Source organism: Roseovarius sp. TE539, from assembly GCF_003298505.1.
Classification (GTDB): Bacteria; Pseudomonadota; Alphaproteobacteria; order Rhodobacterales; family Rhodobacteraceae; genus Roseovarius.
This window is the reverse complement of sequence record NZ_QNGB01000026.1, coordinates 16785-36962: the sequence shown is the minus strand read 5'-3', so window position 1 is coordinate 36962 and position 20178 is coordinate 16785. Positions and strand designations below refer to the sequence as shown.

Annotated in this window: 18 protein-coding genes; 16 read left to right on the top strand and 2 right to left on the bottom strand. The window is 63.9% G+C overall.

Annotation, left to right across the window (positions count from 1 at the left end):
• The first annotated feature begins 71 nt into the window (after positions 1-71).
• From DQW77_RS14385 to DQW77_RS14320, 14 genes are all read left to right on the top strand, one after another.
• Positions 72-1265, top strand: coding sequence for an NnrS family protein (locus DQW77_RS14385; RefSeq protein WP_113258928.1), 1194 nt, complete (start codon positions 72-74; stop codon positions 1263-1265).
• Positions 1266-1554: 289 nt separating this feature from the next.
• Positions 1555-3696, top strand: a complete 2142-nt coding sequence (locus DQW77_RS14380) for a NosR/NirI family protein (RefSeq protein WP_113258927.1) — start codon at positions 1555-1557, stop codon at positions 3694-3696.
• Positions 3689-5599, top strand: a complete 1911-nt coding sequence (gene nosZ / locus DQW77_RS14375) for a TAT-dependent nitrous-oxide reductase (protein WP_113258926.1) — start codon at positions 3689-3691, stop codon at positions 5597-5599. The genes DQW77_RS14380 and nosZ overlap by 8 nt, the downstream gene beginning before the upstream one ends.
• Before the next feature lie 2 nt (positions 5600-5601).
• Positions 5602-6876 carry a nitrous oxide reductase family maturation protein NosD gene (locus DQW77_RS14370; RefSeq protein WP_181711282.1) on the top strand — a complete coding sequence of 425 codons (1275 nt, stop codon included), beginning with the start codon at positions 5602-5604 and terminating at the stop codon, positions 6874-6876.
• Positions 6866-7774, top strand: coding sequence for an ABC transporter ATP-binding protein (locus DQW77_RS14365; RefSeq protein WP_113258925.1), 909 nt, complete (start codon positions 6866-6868; stop codon positions 7772-7774). Before DQW77_RS14370 ends, DQW77_RS14365 begins: the two co-directional genes overlap by 11 nt.
• On the top strand, positions 7774-8595 hold the full coding sequence (locus DQW77_RS14360; protein ID WP_404947938.1) for an ABC transporter permease: 822 nt from the start codon (positions 7774-7776) through the stop codon (positions 8593-8595). The genes DQW77_RS14365 and DQW77_RS14360 overlap by 1 nt, the downstream gene beginning before the upstream one ends.
• Complete coding sequence (locus DQW77_RS14355) at positions 8592-9107, top strand: nitrous oxide reductase accessory protein NosL (protein WP_113258923.1); 516 nt, start codon at positions 8592-8594, stop codon at positions 9105-9107. The genes DQW77_RS14360 and DQW77_RS14355 overlap by 4 nt, the downstream gene beginning before the upstream one ends.
• Positions 9104-10000: an FAD:protein FMN transferase gene (locus tag DQW77_RS14350; RefSeq protein WP_113258922.1), complete on the top strand. Its 897-nt coding sequence runs from the start codon at positions 9104-9106 to the stop codon at positions 9998-10000. Before DQW77_RS14355 ends, DQW77_RS14350 begins: the two co-directional genes overlap by 4 nt.
• A 482-nt stretch (positions 10001-10482) precedes the next feature.
• Positions 10483-11529, top strand: coding sequence for a rod shape-determining protein (locus DQW77_RS14345; protein ID WP_113258921.1), 1047 nt, complete (start codon positions 10483-10485; stop codon positions 11527-11529).
• A 31-nt stretch (positions 11530-11560) separates the two neighbouring features.
• Positions 11561-12499: a rod shape-determining protein MreC gene (gene mreC / locus DQW77_RS14340; protein ID WP_113258920.1), complete on the top strand. Its 939-nt coding sequence runs from the start codon at positions 11561-11563 to the stop codon at positions 12497-12499.
• Positions 12492-13031, top strand: coding sequence for a rod shape-determining protein MreD (locus tag DQW77_RS14335; protein ID WP_113258919.1), 540 nt, complete (start codon positions 12492-12494; stop codon positions 13029-13031). Before mreC ends, DQW77_RS14335 begins: the two co-directional genes overlap by 8 nt.
• Complete coding sequence (gene mrdA, locus DQW77_RS14330) at positions 13028-14968, top strand: penicillin-binding protein 2 (RefSeq protein WP_113258918.1); 1941 nt, start codon at positions 13028-13030, stop codon at positions 14966-14968. Before DQW77_RS14335 ends, mrdA begins: the two co-directional genes overlap by 4 nt.
• Positions 14965-16104 carry a rod shape-determining protein RodA gene (gene rodA / locus DQW77_RS14325; protein ID WP_113258917.1) on the top strand — a complete coding sequence of 380 codons (1140 nt, stop codon included), beginning with the start codon at positions 14965-14967 and terminating at the stop codon, positions 16102-16104. Before mrdA ends, rodA begins: the two co-directional genes overlap by 4 nt.
• Before the next feature lie 3 nt (positions 16105-16107).
• A complete protein-coding gene (locus DQW77_RS14320) occupies positions 16108-17040 on the top strand; it encodes a glyoxylate/hydroxypyruvate reductase A (RefSeq protein ID WP_113258916.1) in 933 nt (310 codons plus the stop codon).
• A gap of 19 nt (positions 17041-17059) precedes the next feature.
• On the opposite strand, the gene DQW77_RS14315 is transcribed toward DQW77_RS14320, so the two are convergent.
• Both DQW77_RS14315 and DQW77_RS14310 read right to left on the bottom strand, forming a co-directional pair.
• A complete protein-coding gene (locus DQW77_RS14315; protein ID WP_113258915.1) occupies positions 17060-17851 on the bottom strand; it encodes an SseB family protein in 792 nt (263 codons plus the stop codon).
• A complete protein-coding gene (locus DQW77_RS14310) occupies positions 17844-18431 on the bottom strand; it encodes a uracil-DNA glycosylase family protein (protein ID WP_113258914.1) in 588 nt (195 codons plus the stop codon). Before DQW77_RS14310 ends, DQW77_RS14315 begins: the two co-directional genes overlap by 8 nt.
• Before the next feature lie 187 nt (positions 18432-18618).
• On the opposite strand from DQW77_RS14310, the gene DQW77_RS14305 reads away from it, so the two are divergent.
• Both DQW77_RS14305 and DQW77_RS14300 read left to right on the top strand, forming a co-directional pair.
• Positions 18619-18966, top strand: a complete 348-nt coding sequence (locus DQW77_RS14305; protein ID WP_113258913.1) for a helix-turn-helix transcriptional regulator — start codon at positions 18619-18621, stop codon at positions 18964-18966.
• Positions 18959-19987 (top strand): permease, encoded by a 1029-nt coding sequence (locus DQW77_RS14300; RefSeq protein WP_113258912.1) that lies wholly within the window; start codon positions 18959-18961, stop codon positions 19985-19987. Before DQW77_RS14305 ends, DQW77_RS14300 begins: the two co-directional genes overlap by 8 nt.
• Positions 19988-20178 lie beyond the last annotated feature (191 nt).

Here is a 20178-nt window from a genome sequence, read left to right as displayed (position 1 = left end):
ACCGGATACAGAGACCGAAAGGCCGGGTGCTCCCCCCACCGCATCGGCCCGCTTCCCGAGGAGGTCCGAACATGTCGGCAAATGCAGAATATTCCGGCCCGGCCGTCTTTTCCCATGGCTTCCGGCCATTCTTCCTTGCCGCTGTCCTTTTCGGGCTGGCGGTTATCCCGGTCTGGCTGGCGGTGTGGCGCGGGGCTATGGGCCTTGGCGGCCCGTTTCTGCCGGTGGACTGGCATGTTCACGAAATGATCTTCGGCTACGGTGCGGCGGTTCTCGCTGGGTTTCTGTTCACCGCCGTCCCAAACTGGACCGGGCGGATGCCCGTCCGCGGCTGGCCGCTGGCCGTGCTTCTGGCACTCTGGGTTGCCGGACGGCTGGCGGTGGCTGGTCTGCTTTGGTTGGGGCCTGTCGGTGCCATGTTGTTCGACAGTGCCTTCCTGCTGGCGGTCGTGGGCATGGTCACGCGCGAGATCATCGCCGGCAAGAACTGGCGCAATCTCAAGGTGGCGATCCCCGTGGCGCTGCTCTTGGCGGCCAACGTGCTTTTTCACGTCGAGGCGATGACCGGGGGCATGGCCGATACCGGGCGCCGCTTCGGCACTGCGGCGCTGATCTTCCTCGTCATGCTGATCGGCGGACGGATCGTGCCAAGCTTCACCCGGAACTGGCTGACCAAGCAGGGCGCGACAAGAATGCCCGTGCCATTCAATCGCTTCGATGTGGCCTGCCTTGTGGCCGGCGCGGCGGCGATGTTGGCATGGACCGTCGTGCCGGACTCGTCTTTCGCCGGAGGGCTCTTCGGTCTCTCGGCCGTGCTGCATGGCCTGCGGCTGGCGCGCTGGCGCGGAGTTGCCACATGGCGCTCGCCGCTGCTGGTGATGCTTCATCTGGCATACGGGTTCCTGCCCGTCGGCCTTCTGGCGGCTTCACTTGCCGCGGTCGGACTGGCCGGGCCGCAGGCGGGCGCGCACCTTCTGGGAATTGGCGCGGTCGGCGGCATGACAGTGGCGGTGATGATGCGCGCCACGATAGGGCACACAGGGCGGCCGCTGGTGGCGGGGCGAACCCTCGCAACAGCTTTCGCGATGGTGGCCGTCGCGGCCGCGGTCCGTGCGGCCGGCGCCACGGGATTCGGGCCGGTGCCGGACGGGATCACGCTGGCTGCCTTGCTCTGGACGGCGGGATTTCTCCTGCTTGCATTGCGACTGGCGCCCTGGCTTGCTGCGCCCGGCGTTACACGCCGCCGGCCCAATCGCGTCACATGAGCCATTATCAGCCGGCGCGGTTCCCCGCATTTGACAAGTCAAGGACTCATACCTCACGATCCCGTGACATGTGACGTTCAAACGCCGCGTGCTGGACTCGGGTGTTGCCGTCACGCGAAAGGCGGGAACCGATGTTCCGGCGCTTGTGCCGTGAAACCCTGCTCACTTGTTGTTGAGGAACAACGTTCGATCTTCGGCTCCTGCCTAAACGGGATCAAGTTTGATCTCAAAGGGGGCCTGTGTGCTTGCCAGAATTCATATCCCTTTCCTTGTCGTAGCCCTTTGGTGCATGACCGCCATTGCTGCGACCGCCGACGAAGCAGCGGAATTGCCGCGTTTTCTGGACAAGGTGGAGGCCGGTCAGCTAGTCCCCGGTGCGGACGGTTTCGGGGCGGTCCGCGAGGACCTGCCCGTCGCCCCGGTGCTCAAGAATGGCGAGCGGGTGGCATGGGCGTTTCTGACATCCGATTTCGCCGGCACGACGGGCTATTCCGGCAAACCCATCCACGTTGTCGCCGCGATCGACCCGGATGCGGTGATGACCGGCGCCGTGCTGGTCGAGCACTCCGAGCCGATCGTGCTCGTGGGAATCCCCGAAGCCAGGATGCGCGGCGTGATCGAGGGGTATGCCGGGCTGGACCTCAAGGAGGAGGCGGCACAATCGGGCACCGCGCACGCGCTGGATATCATCTCGGGCGCGACGGTCACGGTGATGGTCATCGACGACAGCCTCGTGCGCGGCGGGCTCAAGGTCGCCCGGACTCTCGGGCTGGGCGGCCTTTCGCCCGTGGCACAGAAGGGCCCGCGCCGACAACTCAGGACGGGTGAGGGCGAAATCCGCGACTGGCAGGCCCTTGCCGGCGACGGTTCGATCCGGGGCCTGACACTCGATGTCGGTCAGGTCAACCGCGGCTTCGAGGAAAGCGGCGACACTCGTGCCGCCGAACGCCCGGAAAAGGGCGCGCCCGGAGAAACCTTCATCGACATGCGGACCGCGCTGGTCAGCGTGCCCACGATCGGGCGCAGCCTGCTGGGAGAGGCCGAATACGACAATCTTCGGGACTGGCTTGGCGAAGGCGAGCACGCGCTGCTGGTGGCAGGGCGCGGGCGGTATTCCTTCAAGGGTTCGGGCTATGTCCGTGGCGGCATTTTCGACCGTATCCAGTTGATTCAGGGCGACAGGTCGGTGCGCTTCTTCGACCGGGACCATCGCAGGTTGGGAGAAGTCGCCGCGGAGGGCTCACCGAGTTTCAGGGAACTCGATCTGTTCCGGATCCCCGCTGACAGCGGTTTCGACCCGGCCGAGCCGTGGCGCTTGCAACTACTGGTGCAGCGGGCCGTGGGCGCGATCGAGAAGACCTTCATCACCTATGACCTCGGCTATCGCCTGCCGGAGAAATACCTGATGCCCCTGGCGCCACGGCCAAGGGTGAACGCGCCGGACGAGGAAGCCGCCGCGAAGGCGGCCCTCTGGCAACGTATCTGGATGGACCGGCAGGTGGAGATTGGCGTGCTGGGCGTGATGCTCACCGTGCTGACCGGGGCGTTCTTCTTCCAGATGCAGATCACCCGCCATGAACGTTTCTATTTCTGGTTCCGCACGGGCTTCCTGACGATGACGCTCGTCTTCGTCGGCTGGTACGCCAATGCGCAGCTCTCGGTCGTCAACCTGATGGCGCTGGCCGGTGCGCTTCGCGGCGGGTTCACCTGGGATGCCTTCCTGCTCGATCCGCTGGTTTTCATTCAGTGGTTCGCCGTGGCCGCCGCCCTCATTTTCTGGGGGCGCGGGGCCTATTGCGGATGGCTCTGCCCCTTCGGCGCCCTGCAGGAACTCACCAACAGGATCGCGCGCGCCCTCAAGGTACCGCAATGGGAATTGCCATGGGGCCTGCACGAGAGGCTCTGGCCGGTGAAATACATGATCTTCCTCGGCCTCTTCGGGGTATCGCTGGCGTCGATCCCGATGGCGGAAAGGCTGGCCGAGGTGGAGCCGTTCAAGACGGCTATCGTCCTGAAGTTCATGCGCGACTGGCCCTTTGTCGTCTTCGCGGTGGCGCTTCTGGTGATCGGCCTCTTCGTGGAAAGATTCTACTGCCGTTACCTGTGCCCGCTCGGAGCGGCACTGGCGATACCTGCGCGGATGCGGATGTTCGACTGGCTCAAACGTTATCACGAGTGCGGCAGCCCCTGCCAGACCTGTGCAAACGAATGCCCCGTTCAGGCGATCCACCCCACCGGCGAGATCAATCCGAACGAATGTGTCAACTGCTTGCACTGCCAGGTGCTTTATCAATCCGAATCCAAGTGCCCGGTTGTCATCCGGCAACTGAAACGAAGGGCGCGCGATCATTCGGCCGCAAAATCAAGCGAAACCCGGATGAAAACACTGCTGACAGGAAACGAGGGAGAAAAGGAGACCTCAAATGTCTGATACAACGAAGAAGTTCAACCTGACGCGGCGTGGAATGCTGGGGGCCACCGCAACCAGCGCAATCGCCGCCACAACGGGGGCCGGTGCAGGCCTTCTTGCCGGGGCCAAACCCGCCCAAGCCGCGAACCAGTACAATCTCGCCCCCGGCGAGCTCGATGAATACTATGGTTTCTGGTCCTCGGGCCAGACGGGTGAATTGCGCATCATGGGTTTTCCGTCGATGCGTGAGCTGATGCGCGTTCCGGTCTTCAACCGGTGTTCGGCCACCGGCTGGGGCCAGACCAACGAGTCGCTCAAGGTCCTCACGGAAGGCCTCACCGAGGAAACCAAGGGCTTTCTTGCCAAGCGCGGCATGAAAACCTATGACAACGGCGATCTCCATCATCCGCACATGTCGTTCAACGACGGCACCTACGACGGTCGCTACCTGTTCATGAACGACAAGGCCAATACGCGCGTGGCGCGGATACGCTGCGACGTGATGAAATGCGACAAGATCATCGAGATCCCCAACACCGGCGACATCCACGGGCTGCGCCCGCAGAAGTTCCCGCGGACGGGCTATGTCTTCGCCAATGGCGAGCACGAGATGCCGATCGTCAACGACGGTTCGATCCTCGACGAGCCGGATGAATACGTGAACGTTTTCACGGCCATCGACGGCGACACGATGGAGATCGCCTGGCAGGTCATGGTCTCGGGCAACCTCGACAATTGTGATGCCGATTATCAGGGGAAATACGCGTTCTCGACCTCCTACAACTCGGAAATGGGGATGAACCTTGCCGAGATGACGGAAAACGAGATGGATCACTGTGTGATTTTCAACATCAAGGAGATCGAGGCCGGCATCGAGGCCGGCGACTACACCGAATACAGCGGCGTCAAGGTGATCGACGGGCGCAAGGACAGAAACAAGAAATACACCCGCTATGTCCCCATCCCCAACAGCCCGCACGGGTGCAATACCGCGCCGGACGGCAGGCACGTGATGCTCAACGGCAAACTGTCGCCGACAGTCTCGGTGATCGACGTGGAAAAGGTGGATGCGCTCTTCAACGATGATGCCGAGGAACGCTCCTGTATCGTGGCCGAACCGGAGCTTGGTCTTGGACCGCTTCACACCGCCTTCGACAACAAGGGCTTTGCCTACACGACGCTGTTCCTCGACAGTCAGATCGTGAAATGGGACATCGAGAAGGCCGTGCGCGCCTATGCAGGCGAGGACGTGGACCCGATCGTGACCAAGACCGATGTGATGTACCAGCCGGGCCACAACCACACCTCCATGGGAGAGACCAAGGAAGCAGATGGCAAGTGGCTGATCTCACTCAACAAATTCTCGAAGGACCGGTTCATCAACGTCGGCCCGCTGAAGCCCGAGAACGAACAGCTTCTCGACATCACCCAGGATGACATGCCGGTGGTCCACGACGGCCCAACATTTGCCGAACCTCATGACTGCATCATCGTGCGCCGTGACATCGTCAATCCCGTCAATGTCTGGTCGCGTGACGATCCGATGTTCGAAGAGGCCCGCAAACAGGCCGAGGCCGATGGCGTGGTGCTGGAAGACGGCCATCCGGAGCCGATCCGGGACGGCAACAGGGTGCGCGTCTACATGTGGTCCATAGCCCCCACCTTCAGCATGGAGAAGTTCACCGTGCGGCAGGGTGACGAGGTCACTGTCTATATCACCAACCTCGACGATGTGGACGACGTGTCCCATGGCTGGACGCTGTCCAACCACGGGATCGCCTTCGAGGTCGCGCCGCAGGCCACCGCCTCGGTCACCTTCACCGCCGACCGACCGGGCGTTCACTGGTTCTACTGCCAGTGGTTCTGCCACGCCCTGCACATGGAGATGCGCGGGCGGATGCTGGTCGAGCCGCGGGGATCCTGACAATGATCTGGCGCCTTGCCCGACTCCTGCTGGCCCTCGGCCTCGTCATGCCCGTCTCCGTGGCGGCGGGAACGGTTGAGGTGCCCGCGGGTGGCAGGGCGCTGGAACAGGCGCTTCACTCCGCCGGGGCGGGGGATATCCTCCGCCTCGGCCCGGGCCGCCACACCGGCGGCATTGAAATCGCGAAACCGCTCACCCTGATGTGCCGCAAGGGCGCGGAAATCCACGGAGGCGGTCAAGGCTCCGTGCTGACGGTCACGGCAAGGGCGGTGGAAATCCGCAACTGCCTGATCCGGGGGTCGGGCGATGATCACCAGAACATCGACAGCGGGGTGCGCCTGCTCAAGGGCGCCAATGACGCGAGGGTTATCGGCAACAGGCTGATCGGCAACCTTTACGGCGTGGACATCCACGGTGCCCGGAATGCGCTCGTGGCAGGTAACGTCATCGAGGGCCGGCAGGATCACCGGATGAACGACCGCGGCAACGGCGTTTATGTCTGGAATGCGCCGGGGGCCGAGGTGACCGGCAACGACATCCGCTGGGGTCGCGACGGGATCTTCGTCAACACGTCCAACGACAACACCTTCACCGGCAACCGTTTCCGCGATCTGCGATTTGCCGTGCATTACATGTACGCCAACAACTCGGAGGTGTCTGACAATCTCTCGATCGGCAATCACCTCGGCTTCGCGGTGATGTATTCCAGGGGGGTGCAGGTCCGGAACAATATTTCCATCCGCGATGGAAAGCACGGAATCATGCTGAACTACGCCAACAGCTCCGAGGTGACCGGCAACCTCGTGGTGAAAGGCAGGGAGAAGTGCCTGTTCATCTACAACGCGCACAAGAACGAGATCACAGGCAACCGCTTCGAAGGGTGTCCAACAGGTGTGCATTTCACCGCCGGATCGGAGCGCAACCGGATATACCGAAACGCCTTTCTCGGCAATCGGACGCAGGTGAAATACGTCGGCAGCAAGTGGCTTGACTGGAGCGTGGACGGAACCGGCAACTATTGGTCCGATTTCGCGGCCTATGACCTTGACGGCGACGGCCGCGCGGACGTGCCTTACCGGCCCAATGACAGCATGGATCACGTGCTCTGGACACAGCCCGCCGCCAAGCTCCTGCTCGGCGCTCCGGCCGTGCAACTGGTGAAATGGGCGCAATCCGCCTTTCCGGCGCTCCTGCCGGGCGGCGTGGTGGACACAGCACCGATGATGAAACCGGTCGAGATCGACCGGCCGCAATGGGAGAGACACCATGAGGGATGACGGAAAATGCGCCCTCGTCACCGAGGGACTGACCAAGCGCTACGGACGCCGGGAGGTTCTGAGCGACGTGTCGGTCAGCGTGGCGCCGGGAGAGCGGGTGGCACTGCTGGGCCACAACGGCGCCGGCAAGTCGACGCTGGTACGGCTGGTGCTGGGCCTACTCCGGGCGACCGCCGGTCAGATTTCGGTCAACTGTCACCGACCCGGCAGCGGCGCCGCGCGGCGGGCGACGGCCTACCTGCCCGAACAGGTGGCGTTTCACCCCGCTTTGACCGGCCGTGAACACCTCACCACCTTCGCCCGACTCGCCGGAGAGCCTTCCAGCACCGTGATGCCGCTTCTTGAGCGGGTCGGCCTCGCCGGGGCCGCCGATGCCAGGGTCGGCACCTATTCCAAGGGGATGCGCCAGCGCCTGGGGCTCGCGCAGACCCTTCTCGGCCGCCGGCGCGTGGTCTTGCTCGACGAACCCACAAGCGGACTCGACCCGGTTTCGCGGCACGACGTGTATGCTGTCGTCGACGAAATGGCCGCAAATGGTACCGCGATCCTCATTGCCAGCCACGCCCTTACCGAACTGGAAGCCCGCACCGACCGGATTGCCATTCTTCGCCAGGGGCGGCTCGTGGCGGATGACAGCCTGAAGGCCCTGAGCCGCTCCGCGGACCTTCCCACGCGCATTCATCTGACCGCTCAGGCGGGCGCGGCGGACCGGGTGCAGGCGGCGCTCGGGGGTACCCGCGTCAACGGGACGGCTCTGGAACTGCACTGCCCGGCCGATGAGAAGATGGCGCGGCTGGCTCGCATCGCCGAGATGGGAGACGCGGTGTGCGACGTGGAAATGACACCGCCCAGCCTTGAAGACCTTTACCGGCACTATTGCGGGGAGGAGCTGCGATGATCAGGCACATTCTGGCAATCGCCGCGATGGAGTTCCGCATCCAGCGGCGCAACCGGTGGCTTTTCTCGGCCACGCTGATGATGCTGCTCTTTGCCCTGGCCCTGACCTTCGCGGGGTCCGCGCCGACGGGCACGCTGGGGGTGGACCTGTTGACCGTCTCCGTGGCGTCGATGACAACGCTTGCCGTCTACCTCGCGCCCTTCCTCGCGCTGATGATCTCTTTCGACGCGATAGCGGGCGAGGCGGAGCGCGGCACACTGGGCCTGGTGCTGACCTATCCCCTGTCGCGTGGCGAGATGCTGCTTGGCAAGTTCTGCGCACACCTCTCGGTGCTTGGGATCGCGATCACGCTGGGGCTGGGCGCGGCGGGCGCGGCGGCGGCGATGAGTGGCGGCGCGGGACCGGACAGCCTGATGGCACTCGGTCGGCTCATCGCCACGGCGATCCTGCTGGGCGCTTCCTTCATGGCCCTGGGCTACGTGGCGTCGGCATTGTCCAGCACCGTCGCCGGCGCGGCCGGCCTGGCGGTGGGGCTCTGGCTGGTGATGGTCGTGCTTTATGATCTGGGCCTTCTTGGCGCGGTGGTCTTCGACGGCGGCGGGGCCTTCACGCAGCATGTTTTCCCGTGGCTTCTGGCGGCAAACCCGGCCGATGCCTTCCGCCTCTGGAACGTCTCGGGCTCCCAGGAGGTGGCGCTGATAACCGGCATGGCGGGGGCGGGGGCCGCCCTGCCCGTCTGGGCCGCGCCGGCATCACTCTTTGTCTGGCCCGTGGTCGCACTCGCGCTCGCCGCGGCCGCATTCCGGAGGACCGAACCATGAAACGCCTGTTGTTGCTTGCCGCGTTCGGATTGATCGCCTGCCAGGACGAGGAAGCCAAAGCGCCGGACCCGGTGACAATGACCCGGGAGGCGGTCAGCCATTTTTGCCTGATGCAGATCGATCAGCACCCCGGACCGAAGGCACAGATCCACATAGAGGGTTTCCCGGATCCAATATTCTTTGCACAGGTGCGGGACGCCCTTGCCTATGTGAAGGGCCCGGAACGCGATGGCGGCATCCTTGCCTTCTATGTCAGCGACATGGGTATCGCACCCAGCTGGGAAAGCCCCGGCAAGGACAACTGGATCCCCGCAGGCGGCAGCCATTTCGTCGTCGGCTCCGATGTCGCCGGCGGAATGGGCGCCCCGGAGATCGTCCCGTTTGCCGATCCGGGCGCGGCGCGGGATTTCGCAAGCCGCAAGGGCGGCCGGGTAATGCTCATGGAGGACATTCCCCCCGATACGGTGCTCGCGCCCGTCGATGTGACACTCAAGGAGGAGGCCCCGTCATGACCTTCACCCGCCGCCGTTTCCTGACCATCTCCGCCGCCGCAGCCGCAATGGCCATTCCGCAGCGCACCGCGGCCCGATCCGCTCGGGCCGTCTGGCGCGGTGTCGCCCTGGGCGCGCCGGCATCCGTGGTGCTTGCAGGCATTACCCGGGCAGAGGCACGCCCGGTCCTGGCGGCCCTCGAAGACGCCCTTCACCGGCTTGAGGGCATCTTCAGCCTTTACCGCGATCAAAGCGCCATCTCACGCCTCAACCGCGATGGCTTTTTGCACGCGCCACCGCCCGAGATGCTGGAAGTCCTGTCACTGGCCGGCGCACTGCACGACGGTTCCGACGGCGCATTCGACCCGACGGTACAGCCACTCTGGCAGACGCTGGCACATGGCGGCGACACGTCCGTCGCCCGCAAGGCGATCGGATGGGGAGGCGTTCACTTCGGTACCAGGCGAATCCGTTTTTCCCGCAGCGGCATGGCGCTCACGCTCAATGGCATCGCGCAGGGCTACATCACCGATGAAATTGCCGCACTCCTGAAACGCGAGGGGTTCCGGAATGTCCTCGTGGATATCGGCGAAATAGCGGCATGCGGGCACAATGCGCGCGACACGCCGTGGCAAGCGGGCATTTCCGGGATCGACGGCCAGGTTCTGCACCGCGTCGCGCTGAGCGATCGCGCCCTGGCCACCTCGGCCCCGGAGGGAACGGTTCTCGAAGGCGGACAGGGCCACATCCTGAATCCGGCCGGCACGGCGCCGCGCCAAGGTCTTGTCTCGGTCTCGGCCTCCAGTGCGGTCCTCGCGGACGGTCTGTCGACGGCGCTTTGCCTGCTGGACCGAAAGGCCGGCCATCGTCTGGTCGATCAATTCGGCAGCGCCAGAATCGAAGTCATGGCCTGAACGCCCACGGCCACGGCCAAGACGGCGGTTCAAGCCATGGCTTCAGCGGGCGACCATACATCGCCCAACGTGACGGCCTTTTCACCGGGCCACGCGCCGGGCAACGGGTGGCCCGTCGCGACACAAGCCCCGCCGCGGCGATGACCGGCGGCGCCAACAGGGCCGGGATTGGCCCCAACCGGAGCGGGACAAGCGGGCGCGGCCCGTCGAGTTGACAGGTCAGCCGGCCGCCAGCCCCCTCTTGTGACCCGGAGTTTCCGCACATTCGCGGATACTGAGGACCGGACGCGATAACAAACCGGATGGACAGCACTGCAATCGTGGATTGTTGAGCGGGATACCGGCGAACGCAGGCCGGCAATAACGTGCTGATACCGGGAAAACTGACCTTTCGCCCGAATGTTGCGCGAACTATAAGGACAGGCGCGCCGCGACCGGAGTCGCGGACGCCAATACATTTTCACGACGGGACGCCGACACCGATGTCATTTCTGCAAAACCTTCCCGGTCTGTTCACCTCGGACATGGCGATCGACCTGGGAACAGCGAACACGCTGGTCTATGTTAAGGGCCGCGGCGTCATCCTCTCGGAACCGTCGGTCGTTGCCTACCATGTGAAGGACGGCGTGAAGAAGGTTCTGGCGGTCGGCGAAGATGCCAAGCTGATGCTGGGCCGCACGCCGGGGAGCATCGAGGCGATCCGCCCGATGCGGGAAGGCGTGATCGCGGACTTCGACACCGCCGAGGCGATGATCAAGTATTTCATCCGCAAGGTTCACAAGCGCACCACCTTCTCGAAGCCCAAGATCATCGTTTGCGTGCCGCACGGTGCAACACCCGTCGAGAAAAGAGCGATCCGCCAGTCCGTGCTCAGCGCCGGTGCACGGCGCGCCGGCCTGATCGCCGAACCCATCGCGGCCGCTATCGGTGCCGGCATGCCGATAACCGATCCGACCGGCTCGATGGTGGTCGATATCGGCGGCGGGACGACCGAGGTGGCGGTTCTGAGCCTCGGTGACATCGTCTATGCCCGTTCGGTGCGGGTCGGTGGCGACCGCATGGACGAAGGCATCATCAGCTATCTGCGCCGTCAGCAAAATCTTCTGGTCGGCGATTCCACCGCGGAGCGGATCAAAACCTCGATCGGCACCGCTCGGATGCCCGATGACGGCCGCGGTTCGTCAATGCAGATCCGGGGCCGGGATCTGCTCAACGGGGTGCCCAAGGAAACCGAGATCAGTCAGGCACAGGTGGCCGAAGCGCTGGCAGAACCCGTACAGCAGATCTGCGAAGCGGTGATGACCGCGCTCGAGGCAACACCGCCCGATCTGGCCGCCGACATCGTCGACCGCGGCGTCATGCTGACCGGTGGCGGCGCGCTGCTGGGGGATCTGGATCTTGCACTGCGTGAACAGACCGGCCTCGCCGTCTCGATCGCCGATGAAAGCCTCAATTGCGTGGCGCTCGGAACCGGCAAGGCCCTCGAATACGAAAAGCAGCTCCGTCACGCGATTGACTACGACAGTTGAACCGCCCACCTTTTGACAGAAGGGGGTACCGTTGGCCAGAGACCGGACACAAAGCGACGATTTCACCGGCCCGCTGAAGCGGCTTTTGCTGGGTATAATAGTGATATGCCTTCTCGGCCTGTTCGTTCTTTGGCGTATCGACAGCCCGAGGGTGGAAAGGTTCCGCGCCCAGATCGTGGACCGTTTCGTGCCCGGCTTCGACTGGGCGATGGCCCCGGTCACGGGCGCGGTGAACATCCTCCGCGACTTCCAAGCCTATCAGCGCATCCACCAGCAGAACCAGGAATTGCGCCGCGAACTGCAGCAGATGAAGGCATGGAAGGAAGCGGCGCTTCAACTGGAACAGGAAAACGCCCGCTTGCTGGATCTCAACAACGTGCGGCTCGATCCGCGCCTGACTTACGTGACCGGCGTGGTCATGGCCGACAGCGGCTCGCCCTTCCGCCAGTCGGTGGTGGTGAATGTCGGCGCGCGGGACGGTATCGTCGACGGATGGGCGGCAATGGACGGTCTTGGCCTTGTCGGACGCATTTCGGGCGTGGGCGAGAACACGGCCCGCGTGATTCTGCTGACCGACAGTTCCAGCCGCATACCGGTGACGATACAGCCATCCGGGCAGCGCGCACTCGTTTCGGGAGATAACACGGCCGCACCGAGGATCGAGTTCATCGAGAACGTGGATCAGGTGCGGCCGGGCGACCGGGTGATCTCTTCGGGTGACGGAGGCGTTTTTCCGGCGGGCCTGCTGGTCGGGCAGGTAACGGAGGATCCCGGCGGCCGCCTGCGCCTGCGGCTGGCCGCGGATTACGAGCGTCTGGAATTCCTGCGCGTCCTGCGCGATTATGCGCGCCCGGACATCGGCACGGCGGGCGGGCTGGTCGTGCCCACATCCCCGCGGGAGATCGATGATCCGGTCGACAGTGACGCGAATGGGGATGCGGCGCCCGAAGAGGTGGGCGGCAATGGCTGAACGGAACCTTACCCGGCTCTGGACCATGCGGGCGATCTTTGTCGGCATATGCCTGACACTGATGTTCCTGCGCCTTCTTCCCCTTGACACGATCCCGCGCGGATGGGCGGGTCCGGACCTGATCCTGGCGATAACCTTCGTCTGGGTTCTAAGGCGCCCCGAATACGCGCCCCCCCTGCTTATCGCCGGGGTTATGCTGCTTGCCGATCTCATGTTTCAACGGCCGCCGGGGCTCTGGGCGGCGCTGGTCGTCATCGGCAGCGAAATGCTGAAGTCGCGCGCGCCGGGGCTTCGCAACCTGTCCTTCCCCGCCGAGTGGGCGACCGTCGCAACCCTGCTCGTGGCCATCGTGATCACCTACCGGCTCGTTCTCTCGCTTCTGCTTGTCGATCAGGCCCCGCTCACGCTTAACCTCATGCAGCTGTTCCTGACACTCGCTGTCTACCCGTTGGTCGTGATGCTTTCGGGCGCTGTCTTCGGGGTTCGCAAGATCAAGCCAAGTGATGCCGACGGGCTGGATCAGGGCGCATGAGGCGTCAGGGCCGCGATACCGCGCTGAGCCAGCGTCGAATTACCCGCCGGGCCCTGTTCCTGGCCGGCACGCAGGCGGCGTTCGTGGGCGCGCTGGCGCTGAGGATGCGCTTTCTTCAGGTCGAACAGGCCGACGAGTTCCGCCTTCTGGCGGACGAAAACCGCATCAACATCCGCCTCATCCCGCCTCCGCGGGGGCAGATCTATGACCGCAACGGAATCGTCATCGCCGAAAACGTGCCCAGTTACCGGATCACCATGGTGCGTGAGGACGCGGGCGATGCCGAGGAGGTAATGCGCCGCCTCGACGCGCTGATCGGTCTCGACAAGCGCGAAATGGCGCGCGCGCTGGAAGAAATGGATCGTTCCGGCATTCACCCGGTAACGCTCGCCGATCGGGTCAGTTGGACAGACATCAGCCGGGTTGCGGTCAATGCGCCCGCGCTGCCCGGTGTGACCACCGAAGTCGGTCTGACGCGGCGCTACCCGATGGGTGCGGACTTTGCGCATCTGGTGGGCTACGTTGGCCCGGTGAGCGACTATGACCTCAAGCGGATCGACGAGCCTGACCAGCTTCTTCGCATACCGCGCTTCCAGATCGGCAAGGTCGGAATCGAAGCCCGGCTGGAGGATCGGCTGCGCGGATCCGCCGGCAGCAGACGCGTGGAGGTCAATGCCAGCGGCCGCGTCATGCGCGAGATCGACAGGCAGGAAGGCGAGCCGGGCACCGACCTTCAGATCACCACCGACAGCGCACTGCAATCCTACCTTCATGCGCGGCTTGAGGGCGAGAGCGCGGCGGCGGTGGTGATCGACTGCGAAAACGGCGATGTGCTGGCCAGCGCATCGGCCCCCAGTTTCGATCCCAATCTTTTCGTGCGCGGTATTTCCGTCTCGGACTACAACGCCCTTCTGGAAAACAAGTACCGTCCGCTTCCCAACAAGGCGGTGCAGGGCATCTATCCACCCGGTTCGACATTCAAGATGGTGACTGCACTCGCAGCGCTGGAAGACGGCCAGGTCACGCCCGAGGACACTGTCTATTGCCCCGGTCATCTGGAGGTTAGCAACCGACGGTTCCACTGCTGGAAACGTGTCGGCCACGGCAACATGGATCTGCACAAGTCCCTGCGCGAAAGCTGTGACGTGTATTATTATGAAATGGCCATGCGCACCGGAATCGAGAAGATCAGCGCAATGGCGCGCCGGCTGGGGCTCGGGGTGGAGTATGATCTGCCCCTGACAAGCGTGGCCGGCGGCCTGATTCCCGACAAGGCCTGGAAACGCCGCGTGAAAGGACGCGAATGGGTCATAGGCGACAGCGCCAATTCAGCCATCGGCCAGGGATTCGTGCTGGCATCTCCCATTCAATTGGCGGTCATGTCGGCGCGTCTCGCCACCGGCCGGCAAATCACGCCCCGTATGTTGAAATCGGTCAACGGGGTTGAGCAATCGTTCGACACCGCCCCGCCGATCGGGGTGAACGAAAACCACTTGCGCGAAGTGCGCAAGGCGATGTTCGCGGTATCCAACAGCCGCCGCGGCACGGCCTATTCCAGCCGGATCATCGACGACGCCTACCGCATGGCGGGCAAGACCGGCACCAGCCAGGTGCGAAGCATCACCTCGGCGGAACGCGAGAGCGGCGTGCGCCGAAACGAGGACCTGCCCTGGAAACATCGCGATCATGCGCTCTACGTGGATTTCGCGCCCTTTGAAAAACCGCGCATTGCCGTTGCGGTTGTTGTCGAGCATGGCGGTGGCGGATCGACCGTGGCAGCCCCGATCGCGCGGGACATCACGCTTCAGGCCCTGCATGGCGGCGATCCGCCGCTTGCGGCCTATCCGGCCAAGGATCGCAACCGCATCCGCGCGCAGCAGGAACGCCTGCGCCGCGAACGGCCGGGTGACAGCCGTGATGGAAGCGATCGGGCATGAGTTATCTCGAGTATACGGTCAAGACCACGCCATCGGGTCTGCGCAAGGTGCTGTACCTCAATTGGCCGCTCGCGATTCTCGTGCTTGCCGTGGCCTGCGTGGGATTCCTCATGCTTTATTCGGTGTCGGGCGGCTCCATGCAACCGTGGGCCGAGGCACAGATGAAACGTTTTGGCTTGGGATATGCGATGATGTTTTTCGTCGCCATGATCCCGATCTATTTCTGGCGCAACATCGCGGGGCTTGCCTATGCGGTTTCCCTGTTGCTTCTTATAATGGTCGAATTCTTCGGCAGCGTCGGAATGGGGGCACAACGCTGGATCGACCTCGGTTTCATAAGGCTGCAACCTTCGGAACTCATGAAGCTTTCGCTGGTCATGGTTCTCGCGGCTTATTACGACTGGCTCCCGCTGGAGCGTACATCGCGCCCCCTGTGGGTTTTCCTGCCGGTCCTGATCACGATGATCCCGGTGCTGCTGGTGTTGCGGCAGCCCGATCTCGGAACCTCCCTGCTGCTGATTGCCACCGGGGGATTGATGATGCTTCTGGCCGGGGTTCACTGGGCCTATTTCGCGGCCGTGGCTGCGGCGGGCATCGGCCTTGTCACCGCCGTATTCCAGAGCCGCGGCACCGAGTGGCAATTGCTGGCGGATTACCAATACCGGCGTATCGATACGTTTCTCGATCCCTCCACCGATCCACTTGGCGCGGGGTATCACATCACCCAGTCAAAGATCGCGCTCGGCTCGGGGGGATGGACCGGGCGGGGCTTCATGCAGGGGACGCAATCGCGTCTCAACTTCCTTCCCGAGAAGCATACCGATTTCATCTTCACGACCCTGGCCGAGGAGTTCGGGTTCATCGGGGGCATTTCGCTGCTCGGGCTCTACACGCTCATCATCGTTTTCTGCATAGTCTCGGCATTGAACAATCGCGACCGGTTCGCCGCGCTTCTGTCGCTTGGTGTTGCGACGACCTTCTTTTTGTTCTTCGCCGTGAACATGTCCATGGTGATGGGGCTCGCGCCGGTGGTGGGCGTGCCACTCCCCCTCGTCAGCTATGGCGGATCCGCGATGCTGGTTCTGCTTCTCGGCTTTGGCCTGGTCCAGAGCGCCCATGTCCACAGACCGAGGTGACAGATGCCTTTGAACGTCCTTTTCGCGGCCCGGCATGATCGCTGGGAAAGCTATGAAACTCCGCTGAGAAACGCATTTTCCGAGGCGGGCCTGGAGGTGAACCTGGCGCAGGACATTCCGCCCGCGAAGGTGGATTACATCATCTACGCGCCAAACAGCGAGCTGCGGGATTTCCGGCCGTTCACCCGTGCCAGGGCGGTGCTCAATCTCTGGGCAGGGGTGGAGAACATCGTCGACAATCCAACCCTGGACATCCCGCTGGCACGCATGGTCGACGAGGGGCTGACCCAGGGCATGGTCGAGTGGGTGACGGGCCATGTGCTGCGCCATCACCTGGGCATGGATACCCATATTCTGGGGCTGGCCGGAGAGTGGGTGCGAGACATCCCGCCACTGGCCTCCGAAAGGCCGGTGACAGTGCTTGGTCTCGGGGAGCTCGGACGCGCCTGTGCCCGGTCCCTTGCAAGGATCGGGTTCAATGTCACCGGCTGGAGCCGGTCTGCACATGGCGTCGATGGCATCCGTTGCCTCAGCGGGCCGGAAACCCTTGCGGCCGCGCTCAACGAGGCGGAAATATGCGTTCTTCTTCTTCCGCTCACGCCGGAAACGGAAAACCTGATGGACGCCGCGCGGCTGGCCGTCCTGCCGCGCGGCGCGGTCGTGCTGAATCCCGGGCGCGGCCCGCTTGTGGACGATGACGCCTTGCTGGCGGCGCTGGATGCGGGCCAGATCGGCCACGCGACCCTTGACGTCTTCCGACAGGAACCGCTGCCGCCCGAGCATCCGTTCTGGGCGCATGACCGTATCACTGTCACGCCGCACATCGCGTCGGAAACACGGCCCTCCTCGTCCGCGCGGGTCATCGCCGAAAATATCCGGCGCGGCGAAGCCGGCGAACCGTTTTTGCACCTCGTGGACCGGGGCCTGGGCTACTGACCCACCGGCCGGTTTCCAATCATCGGATCAGGGGTGGTTTTTCCGGGTCCATGCCCGGCGCCGACGGACCTGCCGCAGCCCCGTCGGACGGCGACGGAATATCGAACCGCAGGCCATGACGCGCGAGCGTGGCGGTGATAGGCTCGTGCGCCTGAAAGAACCCGACATCAAGCGCCGCGGCCTCCACCCCCGAAAACGACAGCGCCTCGGACACCGCGCGCGCCAGGGCGGGCTGCGCATCGGCAGGGGCGCCCAGGATTCCCAGCAGGTGGCCCCGCCCTCCGTCCTCATACCGGACCCCGGCAAGATAGGCGCGCTCTGCAAGCCCCTCCATCTTTGCCAGCCGGGTATCCAGCGACACCAGAAGTTCTTCCGGCAACCCGTTGGGCGCGAACATTTCCTCGGGACGTGCCCGAAGCCTGTCGGGTTCGTCCCGAAGCATCTGCGCGAGCCAGGCCACAGCACCGGAGGGCAACAGAATCGCGGACGGAGCAACATCGGGATTGAGCGCCAGGCCCAGCCCCCGACCCCCCAGAACCTCGGCGAGCGCCCGGCCCGTCAATGAGGCATGCGGCGCGGGCGCTTGTGTGAACTGAACCAGCCTTGCCTCGGAGTCGAAGGCCAGGACATATTTTTCACCATCAATTTCAAAAGTCCGCGGCGTCACATTTTCCGTCTCCGACTCGGCCTCCAGAAGCAGGTGAAGCATCGTGCCACTCAGGTGTTCGTAGAACCGCAGGCGGGCCGTCGCATCCTCCGGGGCGGCCTGCATCCGTTCATGGGCGGCATCGAGCGGGGTGGTGTCATCCATTCATAACCTCTTGAACTCTATCGCGCATTTCCGGAAGAAGATCCCTTTCGAACCAGGGGTTTTTCTTCAGCCACCCGGTGTTGCGCCAAGACGGGTGCGGCAAGGGAAAAACCTTCGGCGCATGCGCCCGCCAGGTGCGCACGGTTTCGGTCACGGATTGCCGCGTGCCCAGGTGATAGCGATGTGCATGCGCCCCGACAACCAGCGTAAGTTCAATGTTTTCAAGGATGTCCATCACAGAGTCATGCCATGTTTCGCCACAGACGCGCGGCGGCGGAAGATCGGCGCCACGGGTATCGTAACCGGGAAAGCAGAATGCCATGGGTACGATCGCAACCCGGGATTTATCATAGAATTCACGCTCACTCAGCCCCATCCATGCACGCAGACGACGGCCCGACGGATCGTCGAATGGCCGTCCCGAGGCGTGCACGCGCAAGCCCGGCGCCTGCCCTGCCACAAGCACCCGCGCAGACGGGTGCAACCACACCACCGGGCGGGGTTCATGCGCCGTTTCGGTGACGGCGAAACGCGCGGCGCAGAGCCGGCAGGAACGGATCTGATTGACGAGGTCGGACATGCTGCAATGACCAATGTAGTATTTTTAAGCACTCGTTTCGAAGATTATCCACTGAATTTTCAGGTTAAATTAGACAGAGCCGCTTTTCCATCAAACTGCAACAGGCCGGCCTTTGGCAGGCACGGAAATGGCACGCGCATCAAATCGCCACTTGCACGCCCGACTAAATTTTCATATTTCTAGAATCATGAAAATGACAGAACCGCAGAACGACCCTGATATCGCCTTCGCGGCCTCCACCTTCGCCGCGCTTGGCAGCGAGCAGCGTCTGGCAGTCCTGCGCAGCCTCGTGCGGGCCGGTCCTGGGGGCCTGAGCATCGGTGACCTGGGCGCACGCGCAGGCGTGACCGGTTCGACCCTGACCCATCACGTGAAGATCCTCGCGCAGGCCGGGCTCGTCACGCAGGAACGACGCGGGCGCAGCGTGATCTGCGCGGCCGTGGCCTATGACGAACTGCGGCACCTGTCGGAATTCCTTTTGCGTGAATGCTGCGCCGATACCGATGTCCCGGGAAAGGACCACGATCATGGCTGACATCTCGCTTCCCGCGCCGCGGGCTCTCTGGAACAGGATCGACAAGGCCTGGCTGGCACTGGTTCTGATCCTTGTGGCCGTGGCCCTGCTGGACCGCGCGCAGTTCGTGCCCACCGTCCTCTTCACCACGGGCGCACTGGCAAACACCGCGCCCTTCATCCTTTTCGCGGTTCTGGCGGTGGCCTACATGAAGGCCACCGGCGCCGAGACGCTTCTGGCCAAGGCCTTCGAAGGGCGGCAGGCACGTATGATCCTGCTTGCGGCGCTCCTCGGCGGGCTGTCTCCGTTCTGCTCCTGCGAGGTCATACCTTTCATCGCGGCGATGCTGGCGCTTGGTGCCCCGCTCGGCGCAGTGATGGCCTTCTGGCTGGCCTCGCCCCTGATGGACCCGGCGATGTTCCTGATCACCTCCGGCACGCTGGGCTGGGATTTCGCCATCGCCAAGACATTTGCCGCCGTCGGGATCGGCCTTTTCGGCGGGTTCGCCACGATGCTGGCAGCGCGCAGCGTGGTCTTTGCCGATCCGCTGCGCGAGAAGCCGCAGGTCGGCGGCTGCTGCGGGGTGAAGAAACCCTTCGAGGGCCGCCCGCAATGGCGGTTCTGGCAAGAGGCGCCACGGCGGGACGCGTTCCGTGCCAGCGCGCTGGAAAACGGGGCCTTCCTGCTCAAGTGGCTGGCGCTGGCCTATGTGATCGAGGCCCTGATGCTGGAATACATTCCCGCCGATGCGGTTGCCGGCGTGCTGGGGGGCAACGGGATCATGCCCATCATTCTCGGGGCCTTCGTGGGCGCCCCGGCATATCTCAACGGCTATGCCGCGGTGCCGCTTGTGGATGCGCTTCTGGCCCAGGGGATGAGCGACGGGGCTGCGATGAGTTTCGTCATCGCCGGCGGCGTGAGTTGCATCCCCGCGGCAATCGCGGTCTGGGCGCTTGTCAAGCCGCGTGTCTTCGCGGCCTATCTGGGCTTCGCGGTTATCGGTGCGGTTCTGGCCGGTCTGGCATGGCAGACGATGGCCTGAACCCGGATGCGCCACGCCGCACACCCGGGACTGGCCGTTGATTTGCGTCGCTTTGTCCTTTTCATGGCATAATTCTGCCCCGAATTCTTGTATTATGACCATGTGATCGGCCATAATGGGGTCGGTCGCGGTTAATGCCGTCTCAATCAAGCCCCGATAAAGAGGGTTGGCCGGAGCAGTACCGGAAGCAC